The organism is Acinetobacter sp. YH16042, from assembly GCF_013417245.1.
GTDB lineage: Bacteria > Pseudomonadota > Gammaproteobacteria > Pseudomonadales > Moraxellaceae > Acinetobacter > Acinetobacter amyesii.
The window spans coordinates 1-13,727 of the sequence record NZ_VPEJ01000027.1 but is presented as its reverse complement, the minus strand read 5'-3'; the positions used below and the strand labels follow the sequence as shown (position 1 = coordinate 13,727).

The following is a 13,727-nucleotide window of genomic DNA, read 5'->3' as shown; positions in this document are numbered from 1 at the left end:
AGGGATATCGGCATCAGTCATTGATTAAAGGTTTAAAGATGAATACCAGTAATATTAAAAAATACGCACCGCAAGCACGAAATGATTTTATCGCAGCGATGCGCAAGCAGGCCGCCAAATATGGCATCACCGCAGACCGCATTTTACCGGCTGAACAGAAAGGCGACTTGCTGCTGATTGGCGATCAGGTTTTTCCGCTATCAGTCATGAAACCACGTGACAAGCTGATCAAACGCATTCAAACCAGCAGTTTTGAGCAGACGATTGATTATATCGCTTACAGCTGGTTTAACCGTCTCTGCGCGATTCGTTATATGGAATGCAAAGGCTTACTGGATCATGGTCGCCGTGTACTCAGTAGTGCCGATGGCAGTGCAGGCTTGCCACAAATTCTGGAAGAATGTCTGGACATTGAGCTACCGAATTTAGATGCCAGCCGTGTGGCTGATCTCAAGCTAGATGGCAATAAAGACGAAGAGCTGTATCGGGAGCTATTACTGGCTCAATGTCATGCGTTGAATCAGGTGATGCCACTCCTATTTGAACAGGTTTCTGATGAGTCAGAACTGTTATTACCTGACAATTTAACCAAAACCGATTCTTTGATCCGTGATTTGGTGAGCAGTATTCCAGAAGAAGATTGGAATGATGTGCAGATTATTGGCTGGTTGTATCAGTTCTATATTTCTGAAAAGAAAGATCAAGTGATTGGTAAAGTTGTCAAGAGTGAGGACATTCCTGCCGCGACGCAACTCTTCACCCCAAACTGGATTGTGAAGTATCTGGTGCAGAATAGTGTCGGTCGTTTATGGATGATGGCACAGCCGGAAAGTACCCTGGCCAGCGCATGGGAATACTATATTCAGCCGGCGGAACAGACCGATGAAGTCAATGCACAGCTGAAACAGCTGATTGATGTGCGGATCAGTGAAGATGGCGATAGCTTAAACCCAGAAAGTATTACGGTGTTGGATCCGGCCTGTGGTTCGGGGCATATTCTGGTGGAAGCCTATGATTGCTTAAAAGCGATTTATTTAGAACGTGGCTACCGCAGCCGAGATATTCCACGTTTGATTCTGGAAAACAACCTGTACGGCATTGATATTGATACCCGTGCAGCACAATTAGCTAGTTTTGCATTGTTAATGAAAGCGCGTGAGGACGACCGCCGTTTATTTAGCAATCCACCGAAGCTGAATATTATTGCGTTGCAAGACAGCCAACCTGAACGTTTAGACGCATTCAGTCAGGACTTGGCAAATACCGGTATTGCACAGGCAGATTTAAAAGAGTTACTGGGTTTATTTGAACACTCTTCGACCTTTGGTTCTTTAATTCAAATTCCTGCAGCATTTGCGAAGAAACTACCTGACTTAGAAACCAAGCTGAATACAGCATTAGAATCAGGAGATATTTTTGCACAGCAGTCAGCACAAGAGTTATTGCCTTTAGTACAACAAGCTATATTACTGGCTAAACAATATGATGCAGTAATTGCAAACCCGCCGTATATGGGCGGTAAGGGCATGAATACAGCACTTAAAGATTTTGCGAAGAAAAAATTCCCTGACAGCAAGTCAGACCTGTTTGCCATGTTTATTGAGCGTGGATTTGTATGGTGTAAGGACAATGGCTTTAACAGCATGGTCGCTATGCAAAGCTGGATGTTCTTATCCTCTTATGAGGCGATGCGTGAAAAGCTGTTACAAGATCGCACGATTCAAACTATGGCACATTTAGGTGCAAGAGCATTCCCTGAAATCTCAGGAGAGGTGGTACAAGCGACTGCATTTGTGATGCAAGGTAAACATCTAAATGGGTTCAAGCCCGTATTTTTTAGGTTAGTGGATACAGAGCAGGATCAAAAAGAAAATGAATTAAAAGCAGGACTAAATCGCTTTGATTCAACGATTCAAGATGACTTTAAGAAAATTCCAGGTAGTCCTGTGGCTTATTGGGTGAGTGAAAAGGTAAGAGAAATTTTTATATTAGGAAAATATGTGGATGATGTTGCAGAACCTAAAAGTGGCCTATCAACTACAGACAATAATCAATTTTTAAGATTCTGGTTTGAGGTTTCATATTTAAAAATTGGATTTGGTATTACCAGCATTATTAATACTCAAGATAGTGACTATATGTGGTTTCCATTTGTTAAAGGGGGAGATTTTAGAAAATGGGCTGGTAATGAGGTGTATGTGGTAAATTGGAAAAATAATGGTCGTGATATAAGAGAAAAAACAAAAGGGGCAGCTGGAGGTCGAATAGTAAGTCCAGAATTTTATTTTAAAACAGGTGTTACTTGGTCTGGAATATCAAGTAGCCTTCCTTCAATGAGAAAAATGACGAATTCTATTTTTGGAAGCGGAGGGAAAGCTTTATTTTCGAATGAACATTTAGATGTATTTTTAGGTTTTATGAATTCTAAAATAGCTATAAGCCTTTTAAACATCATAAGTCCAACGTTAAATTATGAAGCAGGGCATATTGGTAAATTGCCAGTAGTGAAATTTGATTCAATTCCTATAAATAAAGTTATCCAGTCTCTGGTTGATATATCTAGATCGGATTGGGACTCCTATGAAACTTCATGGGACTTTACTCAAAACCCAATTATCCGTACGGGGCAGCTAAACCTCGAACAAGCTTTTAACACCTGGCAACAGCAAAATGCTGACGCCGTGGCTGAGATGAAACGCTTAGAAGAAGAAAACAATAAGCTATTTATTGATGCTTATGGTTTACAGGACGAACTGACGCCTGATGTACCCGATGAACAAATCACCCTAACCCGTGCCGACCGTGAAAAAGACAGCCAGCGTTTAGTTTCTTATGCACTTGGTTGCATGATGGGACGCTATAGCCTAGATGAACCTGGCTTGATCTATGCCCATGCAGGCAATCAAGACTTTGATCCTAGTCGTTATCAGACATTCCCAGCCGATGCTGACGGTATTATTCCACTCACCGAAATGCACTGGTTTGAAGATGATGCTACACACCGTATCCAAGAGTTCTTAACTGCAGTGTGGGGTAAAGACACACTAGACGCTAATATGCTGTGGTTGGCAGAAAGCTTGGATAAAAAAGCTAGTGAAACCGCTGAAGACACCATTCGCCGTTATCTTGCTAGTAAATTCTATAAAGACCACATGCAAACCTATAAAAAGCGTCCGATCTACTGGTTATTTAGCAGTGGTAAACAAGGCGCTTTCCAGGCGTTGGTGTATTTGCACGGCACTGTTGCAAATAGAGATTTGAGTCGATGATGTTCCCTTTAAAAAGTGCTTAGAGACCGAAAACCCTGTTGATTAGACACACTTCACCCTGAGGCTGACCATAATAAAATGACGATGCTTGTCCTTTACGTAGTGCACGCATGACTTCAATACCTTTAATTGTGGCATAAGCAGTCTTCATAGATTTGAATCCTAATGTGGCCCTGATGATTCGCTTTAACTTACCATGATCACATTCAATGACATTATTTTTATACTTAATCTGCCTGTGCTCAATATCTACTGGACATTTTCCTTCTCGCTTTAACCGTGATAAAGCATGGCCATAGGTCGCTGCTTTATCTGTATTGATGACCCGTGGAATTTGCCATTTTTTCACCGTATTGAAGATCTTTCCTAAAAAACAATAGGCTGATTTACTGTTCCGTCTAGCGGAAAGGTAAAAGTCAATCGTATGACCACGTTGATCAACTGCACGATACAGGTAAGTCCATCGCCCCTTCACTTTGATATAAGTCTCATCCATATGCCATGAATGTAAATCTGTAGGGTTACGCCAATACCAGCGTAACCGTTTTTCCATTTCTGGAGCATAACGCTGAACCCAACGATAAATTGTACTGTGATCCACATTTATGCCTCGTTCAGCGAGCATTTCTTGAAGTTCACGATAGCTGATGCCATATTTACAATACCAACGAACAGCCCAAAGAATGATTTCACCTTGAAAGTGCCGACCGTGGAAGGGATTCATCTGCTGTATCTCGAAATAAATAAGATATTTAGCTTATCATGTCAGCCTATTTGCAACAGTGCCGGAAGATGCTCTATTTGATTTGGCAACTACACTGTGTGAAATTTCAGATACTTCATCTAACCAAAACAAAAAATTTGACTACAAGGCAGCAGAGAGAGCGCGTGAGTGTATTTTGGCGTATCCACATGAAAACTTAAGTTTGTCAGATTTAGAGAAACATGCTGATCGTGACCGCTGGAGCCTTTCTCGTGATTTCCGATTATTATTTGGAACTAGCCCACACCGTTATATGATCATGCGTCGCTTAGAAACAGTTAAGTTCTACCTTGCTCAAGGGGAGTCTATTGTTAATGCTGCTTTAAATGCAGGCTTTTTTGATCAGAGTCATATGACCAGACATTTTATAAAAACATTTGGTTTAACTCCCACTCAATGGAAAATGATAAATATTAAAAGATAGCCGTTCGATTTGAACGGCTAATTTGTCCTACAGCAGATTTATTCCATTAAGAAAATCTTTGAACATAAAAAGCCCTGATAAAATCAAGAGTATACCCATCAGCTTATTTAGCCGATTAAACCAGATAGGATTAGCAATTTTGTTGCCTAATAATTTTCCAACCAGAGCATAGGTGAATGGTGCGCCAACAGCACCAAGTGAAATCAGTAAAGAAACTATCAAGATCATGATTCCTGTGATTTTGGCTGCAGGGTACATAATTGTCGTAACAGGTAGAATGACGAGAATGGCTTTTGGATTTAATAACTGAATAAATAAGCCATTTAAGAATGTTAGATGGCTTTCTTGCTGTTGAGTTGTTTCTACATTCGCCCTAATCATTTTTATAGCCAAGTAGAATGTATAAATTGCACCCGCTAAAGCAATATAATGAATCAATCCATGTGGAATAACAGCTTCACCTATATAGCCAAACAATACGAATAAGATCAACATGGCGAAACCAATGCCTAGGTAAAATCCTATAGTCTTTTTTAATTGACCTGTAAGGCCAGAATTTAGCCCCATAAAATTTACAGGGCCTGGGCTATACATAACGCTTAATGTATAAAGAAATATTTCCACAGAGTTCACTCAATTAGATAGCAATAAACATCAAAGAGAGAACGGTATCGAGTTATAGGCCTTAAAGATTGTACGTTTGTGCTGAACTAATTAAAAATTTCTATTTAACTTATGTTCACCTAAAGTTCACTTCATAAGTGTATAAAGAAACTATGTATTGTATTTTCAATTGCTTATATAAATATTAGTCTTGGTTTAGAATTTTAAAGTTCATGAACTATGAGAAAAAACTAAGATACGATCAAAATTGTAGAACAACAAAATTATTTATACTAATTTACAAGCCACGCTGTTTAAGCGTGTCATTAAAAAATAAATCTTTTAATCTCTCCACACAATCTCCACACAATCTCCACACAACATCAGCAATTCATAAACACTGCTATTTCAAAATAGTAGTATCTAAAACCCCCCCTCTGAAAAAGCATGTCAACACATTATCATTTAATAGGTTCAATACTTATTACAACTGTACTTTTAATCGGCTGTACACAAGCCAAAGATGCTGAACAGTCCCCAACAGAAATGCCACCAGCGGTTGTCAGTACCATCACGGTATTACCGCATTCCATGAATTTAATTGAAAATCTTCCAGGCCGTGTTGTCGCTTACCGTATTGCTGAAATTCGCCCGCAAGTAGGTGGAATTGTTGATAAAGTACTTTTTAAGCAAGGCTCTTATGTGCAAGCAGGTCAACCGCTTTTTAAATTGAATTCTGAAATATTTCAGGCAGATGTAAAAAGCAATCAAGCCACTTTAAACCGTGCACAAGCTGAGGTGACACGTTTGCAGGTGCTGTTAAAACGCTACACTGAATTAGTAAAAGTAAATGCGGTTAGTCAGCAGGAATACAACAATACCGAAGCAGATTATCAAAAAGCAAAAGCCGATGTGGCGCAAATGCAAGCCATGTTAAGCAGACAACAACTTAATCTTAAATATGCGACTGTTACAGCCCCTATCTCGGGAACGATTGGTGAAATCTTAGTGACTGAGGGTGCATTAGTTGGTCAAGGTGATACTAATGCAATGGCCGTAATACAACAGATTAATAAAGTCTATGTTGATGTAAAGCAATCAATTAGTGATTATGAAAAACTACAGGAAGCTTTACAGCAAGGTGACGTGTCAAATACCAAACATACGGTTGAAATCCTAAATAGTCAGGGTAAACCTTATAACGTTACAGGTGAAATCCTATTTTCGGATACTAAAGTTGATCCTGATACGGGTGATGTCACAATCCGTATTTTAGCCAATAATGAAAATCAAAAACTTTTGCCAGGCATGTATGTTCGAGTCAATATGAGCCGAGCTCAAGTTGAAAATGCGCTCCTAGTTCCAGAACAAGCGATTCAACATGATATTAGTGGTAAAGCCAATGTTACGATTGTTAATCAAAAAGGTTTAGCGCAAAGCAAGCCTGTTCAGCTTGGTCAACGTTATCAAAATAACTATGTGATCAAACAAGGGTTACAAGCAGGTGAGAAAGTCATTGTTGAAGGGGCTGATCGTATACAGCCTGAGCAAAAATTAAAAATTAAGCAGTGGCAACCTACAAATATTAAGGAAAATGGAGGACAGCAATAATGTCCCAATTTTTCATTAGGCGTCCTATTTTTGCATGGGTGATTGCTTTATTTATTATTCTGTTGGGTGTACTAAGCATCCCCAAGTTACCTATTGCACGATTCCCAAGTGTTGCGCCACCACAGATTAGTATTACGGCAATCTATCCAGGTGCTACGCCAAAAACATTGAATGATAGTGTTGTGACCTTGATTGAGCGGGAAATGTCAGGTGTCAAAAACTTACTTTATTACAGTTCAAGTTCAGATAGTTCTGGAACAGCAACAATCACCGCAACATTTAAACCAGGTACAGATGTAGAACTTGCACAAATTGATGTGCAAAACAAAATTAAAGCCATTGAGTCACGCTTACCTCAAACAGTGCGACAACAAGGGCTGATGGTCGATGCTGCGTCGTCTGGTTTTTTAATGATGGTGGGCTTAAGTTCACCGAATGGCAAATATAGTGAAATTGATGTCAGTGACTATATGACTCGCTATGTGATTGAAGAATTAAAGCGGGTTGACGGTGTTGGTAAAGTCCAAAATTTTGGTGCTGAAAAAGCCATGCGGATTTGGGTCGATCCAGATCGTTTGGTTTCTTATGGATTGAGTATTCAAGATGTGAATACAGCCATCCAAAACCAAAACTTGCCGATATCACCAGGTCGTATTGGTGATGTTCCTGCTTTGACGGGGCAACAAATTACTATTCCTTTAACTGCTCAAGGTCAATTAGAAACTGTAGAGCAATTCAAGAAAATTAGTTTACGTGCTCAACAAAATGGCGCCAATGTTCGACTGTCGGATGTCGCTCGTGTCGAAATCGGGGCACAGATGTATAACTTTGCGATTTTAGAAAATGGCAAAGCCTCTACAGCTGTGGCGATACAAATGAGTCCTGGTGCCAACGCTGTCAAGACTGCAGAAGGTGTTAAAGCGAAAATTGAACAGTTAGGTTCAGCACTGCCTGATGGTATGAAATTCTCTATACCTTACGACACTGCACCTTTTGTAAAAATCTCGATTGAAAAAGTAATCATGACATTGCTTGAAGCTATGGCATTAGTTTTTATTGTCATGTTTATCTTTTTACACAATGTTCGATACACCTTAATTCCGGCGATTGTTGCACCGATTGCATTGCTTGGCACATTCTCAGTCATGCTGCTTGCTGGTTTTTCGATTAATGTGCTGACCATGTTCGGTATGGTGCTTGCGATCGGGATTATTGTCGATGATGCGATTGTGGTCATTGAGAATGTTGAACGCATTATGGCGACAGAAGGCTTATCTCCAGTTGAAGCCACATCTAAAGCCATGAAGGAAATTACCAATCCGATTATTGGCATCACCTTAGTGTTAGCCGCTGTATTCTTGCCGATGGCATTGGCGTCAGGCTCAGTGGGGATTATCTATCGTCAGTTCACCATTACCATGTCGGTTTCAATTTTATTCTCAGCTTTCCTTGCACTGACATTAACCCCTGCGTTATGTGCAACGATGTTAAAACCGATTGATCAAGACCATCAGAAAAAGGGTGTTTTTGCATCGTTTGATCGCAGTTTTGAGAAGCTGAACAATCGCTATGAACGCAGTTTATTTAAAGTAATTAAACATAAAACCCTCGCAATGTTATGTTTCTTAGGCATTGTCATTGTGCTGATTTTTAGTTTTAAACACGTTCCGACTGCGTTTATGCCAGAAGAAGATCAGGGGTGGTTTATGACTTCGATTCAACTTCCTGCGGATGCAACTCAAGAACGTACCCGTAAAGTCGTTGCTGAGTTTCAAAATTATTTAGACCAAGAAACGGGGATTAAAGACAATATGGCGGTCTTAGGTTTTGGTTTTAGTGGATCTGGTCAGAATACAGCGATGTATTTTACCAATCTATTGCCATTCGAAGAGCGTACTATTACGGCACAAGAAGTCGTGAATAATGCCAATATAGCGATGGCTGAAAGTTCAGAAGGTCAAACCATGTCTGTGTTACCACCAGCAATTGATGAATTGGGTAACTCATCTGGTTTTTCACTGAGATTATTAGATCGTGGCAATATTGGCATGCCTGCTTTAAGAGAAGCACAAGATCAGCTTTTAGCATTAGCAGCACAAAGTAAAATCGTGGCGGAGGTCTATCCTGAAGGTTTGCCAGATGGCAGTTCTGTACAGCTTAAAATTGATAGAGATAAATTGCAGGCATTAGGTGTTAATTTCAGTGATGTGACCGATATTATTTCAACCTCAATGGGTTCGATGTATATCAATGATTTTCCAAATCATGACCGTATGCAGCAAGTCATTGTGCAACTTGATGCCAAATCACGCATGAGTATTGAAGATATTCTTCAGATTAAGGTGAACAGTCAAAGCGGTAAATTGGTTTCAATGTCTGAAATAATTACTCCAATTTGGCAACATTCCCCACAACAATACAATCGTTACAACGGTCGTCCATCATTGAGTATTTCTGGCAGTCCAGCAGCAGGTATATCTTCAGGACAAGCCATGACTGAGATGGAAAATTTGATTGAACAACTTCCGAAAGGTGTGGGTTATGAGTGGACTGGGATTTCTCTAGAAGAAAAACAGTCGGAATCACAAACCTTGTTTTTATTACTGTTGTCGATGTTAGTCGTTTTCCTTGTCTTGGCAGCGCTTTATGAAAGCTGGTCAATTCCATTCTCTGTGATGCTAGTTGTCCCTCTAGGGTTGATTGGCGCCTTTTTAGCAGTAATGTTACGTGGTATGCCAAATGATATTTTCTTTAAGGTCGGCATGATCACGATTATTGGTCTATCTGCAAAGAATGCTATTTTGATTGTTGAGTTTGCAAAAGCACTAAGAGAAGAAGGAATGGGTTTAGTGGAGGCAACCGTTGCAGCCGCTAAATTGCGCTTACGTCCAATCCTAATGACATCTTTGGCATTTACCTGTGGCGTTATTCCTTTAGTCATTGCCAGTGGCGCTAGTTCTGAAACTCAAAAAGCGATTGGTACAGGCGTCTTTGGCGGCATGATCAGCGCAACAATTCTAGCTGTTATTTTTGTACCGATTTTCTTTATTGTCGTCATGAGCATGGTTGAGAAATTCTCGAAACGTAAAGCGGCACATTAAGCATCAAAACTGAGAATAAAAGCTGTGGGTTAACGAGTTTAGCCCACAACAAATCTTTCATTTACATCTTTATTTCAGAATTGATTTAATAAACCATCAATATAGGTTTAATCATGAAAGCTACCAATCTTGATCCGAAACGCTGGTGGATATTGCTCGCTGTCGTGCTTGCATTTCTGCCGATTGTGATTGATATGACTGTACTGCATGTTGCGGTTCCCTCATTAACCCAATCGCTGAGTGCCACAAGTAACCAAGTCTTATGGATTATTGATATTTATCCATTACTTATGGCTGGACTTTTAGTTCCGATGGGAACTTTGGCTGATCGTGTCGGCAATCGTAAGATTCTGCTGATTGGCTTGGTTATATTTGGAATTGCCTCAGTCCTTGCGGCATTTTCCCAAACGGCTTCTATGCTGATTGCCGCACGTGCTTTATTAGCATTAGGCGGTGCCATGATTATGCCCTGTGTATTGGGTATTATTCGCAGAACCTTCGAAGACAGTCGCGAACGTGCCATTGCGCTGGGTATTTGGGGCACAATCGGATCAGCCGGTGCCGCCATTGGACCGCTCATTGGTGGGGGATTGTTAGAATATTTCTGGTGGGGTTCAGTTTTCCTGATTAACGTCCCAATCATGCTGGTTGTCGCACCAATGTGCTATTTCTTATTGTCCCGAAAAGAAGCTATAACCCCTGGACATTGGGCATTTGGTCAAGCGCTATTGCTGATTGTCGGTTTGATTTCGTTTGTATATGCACTAAAAGCAGGCTTAGGCGGTAAACAGTCGTTGTTGATTGTCTTGCCTTTGGTCGTTTTATCTATCGGCTTATTAACCATATTTGTACGCAAACAGCTGAATTCTCCTCAGCCGATGCTAGATCTTTCGCTATTTTCACGTCCTGCTATTTTAGCCGGCATTATTATGGCAATGGTTGCTGCAGGCGCTTTGGCAGGGGTTGAGTTAACTTTGGCAATGGAGCTGCAATATGTCATTCGTTTAACACCGCTGCAAGCCGGTCTTTTTATGGTTCCGATTATGGTTGCGGCCGCTATTGGCGGGCCTATTGCTGGTTTTTTATCCAATAAATTTGGACTCCGTCTGGTTGCGACCATGTCATTAATATTGGCAGCAATTGCGTTGGTCAGTTTGAGTTATTCAGATTTTCATCATCCGGGAATCATCGTTCCCTTTATTTTAGCTTCGATTGGATTAACACTGAGTATTGGTTTAACAGCTTCATCCATTGCGATCATGGGCTCAGTACCTGCAGAAAAGGGCGGTGCGGCAGGTTCACTTGAAAGTACAGGTTATGAACTGGGTACAGGACTAGGTATTACTTTATTTGGTGTTTTCATGGCCTATATATTTGGCAGTCATCTTCAAGTGCCGTCAGATTTAACTGCTGTTTTAGCAGAAAAAGCCAGACTTTCGATTGGTGATACCTATTTAGTGGCGAGCCAGTTACCCGTTGAACAAGGTACAGCATTGATTAACGCAGGTAAAATTGCCTTCAGTTCAGCTCATGTTAATTTATTATTAACAGCAGGGATTATCATCGGGATACTCTCCATTGTGGTATTTTTTATGCTAGCTAAATATCGAGATGAGAATTCATTGTGATGAAATTTATTTGAGGATCATCAAACAGAATGGTTAAGTTCAGACATCAATTTATCTTAAATTTATGGTTTAAATTAAGCCGTATTAATCTGAACTTAACACATTATAAATGAGTTGATGTCTTACGATTTAGTTGAATAGTAAAACAGCTGCCACCTAAGTTTTTGGATTTAGAATAATAAATATGACCTTGGTGTGCTTCAATAATTGCATCAATCACTGCCAAGCCTAATCCAGTACCGCCATCTAGACATGATCTAGAGTCTTCCAGTCGATAGAAGGGTTTGAACAGGTGTTTAAGATGCGATTCATCAATACCAGGACCTTCATCTTCAAACGTCAATACCCAATGTTCTGCTGTGGTTACAGATGTAATATTTATTTTTCCAGCATTCGAATATCTTAGAAAGTTAGAGAACAATGCAATAAAGACCTGTTCCATCCTTCTTATATCAACGCAAACCAATTTATCCGTCAAATTTAAAACAATAGTTAAACCTTTAACATGAAACCGTTCATTAAACATCTGCAGACATTTTTCAATACTATTTTTTAAATTGGTCTTTTCTAGTTCTAATCGTAATTGTTTATTTTCAATAAGTGTCAGTGTCCGTAAATCTTCCACAAGGTAAGATAAGCCTTCGACTTGGTTCAATAAGCTTAGGTGTAAAGCTTTATCGGCAATAAATATACCATCGACAATACCTTGCAAGCGACCTTGTAATATTGTCACAGGTGTTCGTAATTCATGTGCAATTGCAGCATTCCAAACAGTTGAATTCTTAACTGATACTTCAAGTTGGTTTGCCATTTCATTGAAGTTCTCAATAAGAGACTTGATTTCATGTGGAATATCATGATGTGGCTGTTTAATTCTGAGTGCTAAATTGCCTTGTTGAATTTGTTGAATAACATCTGCTAAATCACTAATTGGCTGTGTATAGCGTTTTCCATATTTAAAGGCGAGGATAGTAGAAAGAAAAAAGCCTGTTAATAGCACTAAAAACAGCCAGATAAAGTCAACGGAGGTAACTGAAAATTCATTTGAATTAATAACTTGTGTATTTAGAAAACCTATTTTTATCGCCCAGCTATAAACAAAATAGCCAATCATGAAAGATAACAGCGTAATGCCTAAATTGAATAGGCTCATCATGATAATAAACTGGAAGTTAATTCCAACAGAATTTTTAAAAAAGTTAAATTTCATGATTTTGATCTAAGCGATACCCCACGCCACGGACATTGATTAATAAGCCATTTACATCATTTTCTTCAAGTTTTTTGCGTAATTTGCTGATATGGCTATCTACAGTGCGATCTAAAGCATCACTTTCAGGCATACAGTTTTGGATCAATTCATTACGTGTAAAGACTTTATTCGGTGTTTTTGCCATCAAAAACAGTATCTTATACTCAGTTAACGTAAGGTTGAGCAACTGATTTCTTTGACCATTTGAAATGTAAACTTGATGATGATCTGGATTAATTTCAATATTTCTATAACGAATAATATTAGTTATTTCCATATTTTGGCTTGTACTTCGTCTAAGTACGGCTTGTATTCGTGCAATCACTTCGTTTGGGTTAAATGGCTTAATAATAAAGTCATCAGCACCCATTTTTAGCCCCATGATCTTATTCACTTGATCATCTAAGGCAGTCAGCATAATGACAGGTAAATGACTTGTTTGACGGATGATTTGTAGAATTTCCCAGCCATTTAGTTTGGGTAATTTAATATCAAGGAGAATCAGGTCGATAGAGTTGGCTTTTAGGCACTCTAAAGCTTGTTGTCCATCCAATGCACGGATGACCTGCATGTTTTCATTTTTTATGTATTTTTCAAGAATGTCACCAATATCATAATCATCTTCTACAACGAGAATGACGCTGTTTTCGAAGCTGTGCTGTAGATTTGGATACATATATTTTATCTTAGATGAAGTAGCTATGCATTTTAACATTTAATTGTGTAATGGAGATGATTAGACGAGCAGTCATTTATATTTGTAATTGAGGGGTGACATATAATAAAATTCGTTGCATATCAGTATTAATGAACAAAATGTCAATTATCATTCATTTAACATAATGGCTGTTATACGAAACGAGAGAGTGTTAGAACCCATTTAAAGTGTCTATATTCTCACCAATAAAAATGTCCGGTTTCTCCGAGGTAAAATATGACTTTTGAACAAAAATAAGCCATTGTTTATTCTTTTTATTTCCAACAAAATTCCAGAACTCATCTACTTCGAGAGATTCATAATGACTTTGCTGAGGCTGAATTTCATAGGTTGATTCAGTTAAAGTACGTAAAACTTT

At 39.2% G+C, this 13,727-nt stretch carries 7 protein-coding genes and 3 pseudogenes; 5 read left to right on the top strand and 5 right to left on the bottom strand.

Features of this window, described 5'->3' with window-relative positions:
* Positions 1-38: 38 nt before the first annotated feature.
* Positions 39-3,236, top strand: a pseudogene (gene pglX, locus FTV37_RS14655) (BREX-1 system adenine-specific DNA-methyltransferase PglX); the annotation flags it as partial.
* A 52-nt stretch (positions 3,237-3,288) separates the two neighbouring features.
* On the opposite strand, the gene FTV37_RS14650 reads toward pglX, so the two are convergent.
* Positions 3,289-3,993: an IS6-like element IS1008 family transposase gene (locus tag FTV37_RS14650; protein ID WP_043963410.1), complete on the bottom strand. Its 705-nt coding sequence runs from the start codon at positions 3,991-3,993 to the stop codon at positions 3,289-3,291.
* Positions 3,994-4,057: 64 nt separating this feature from the next.
* Between FTV37_RS14650 and FTV37_RS14645 the strand changes: the two are divergent.
* Positions 4,058-4,456: pseudogene (locus FTV37_RS14645) on the top strand (helix-turn-helix transcriptional regulator); the annotation flags it as partial.
* 27 nt (positions 4,457-4,483) lie between these two features.
* On the opposite strand, the gene FTV37_RS14640 reads toward FTV37_RS14645, so the two are convergent.
* The gene (locus FTV37_RS14640) at positions 4,484-5,080 is read right to left on the bottom strand and encodes a LysE family transporter (protein WP_180022882.1); all 597 of its coding nucleotides are present in this window, start codon (positions 5,078-5,080) and stop codon (positions 4,484-4,486) included.
* A 426-nt stretch (positions 5,081-5,506) separates the two neighbouring features.
* On the opposite strand from FTV37_RS14640, the gene FTV37_RS14635 reads away from it, so the two are divergent.
* The 3 genes from FTV37_RS14635 (at position 5,507) to FTV37_RS14625 (ending at position 11,399) form a co-directional block, all read left to right on the top strand.
* On the top strand, positions 5,507-6,670 hold the full coding sequence (locus FTV37_RS14635) for an efflux RND transporter periplasmic adaptor subunit (protein WP_032073150.1): 1,164 nt from the start codon (positions 5,507-5,509) through the stop codon (positions 6,668-6,670).
* Positions 6,667-9,771, top strand: coding sequence for a multidrug efflux RND transporter permease subunit (locus FTV37_RS14630; RefSeq protein WP_270915313.1), 3,105 nt, complete (start codon positions 6,667-6,669; stop codon positions 9,769-9,771). Before FTV37_RS14635 ends, FTV37_RS14630 begins: the two co-directional genes overlap by 4 nt.
* Positions 9,772-9,884: 113 nt before the next feature.
* Positions 9,885-11,399, top strand: a complete 1,515-nt coding sequence (locus tag FTV37_RS14625; RefSeq protein ID WP_032073148.1) for an MFS transporter — start codon at positions 9,885-9,887, stop codon at positions 11,397-11,399.
* Positions 11,400-11,502: 103 nt separating this feature from the next.
* On the opposite strand, the gene adeS is transcribed toward FTV37_RS14625, so the two are convergent.
* From adeS to FTV37_RS14610, 3 genes and pseudogenes are all read right to left on the bottom strand, one after another.
* Positions 11,503-12,609, bottom strand: coding sequence for a two-component sensor histidine kinase AdeS (gene adeS, locus FTV37_RS14620; RefSeq protein ID WP_032073131.1), 1,107 nt, complete (start codon positions 12,607-12,609; stop codon positions 11,503-11,505).
* A complete protein-coding gene (gene adeR / locus FTV37_RS14615; protein ID WP_032073130.1) occupies positions 12,599-13,327 on the bottom strand; it encodes an efflux system response regulator transcription factor AdeR in 729 nt (242 codons plus the stop codon). The genes adeS and adeR overlap by 11 nt, the downstream gene beginning before the upstream one ends.
* A 271-nt stretch (positions 13,328-13,598) precedes the next feature.
* Positions 13,599-13,727 (bottom strand): annotated as a pseudogene (locus tag FTV37_RS14610) (IS1 family transposase); the annotation flags it as partial.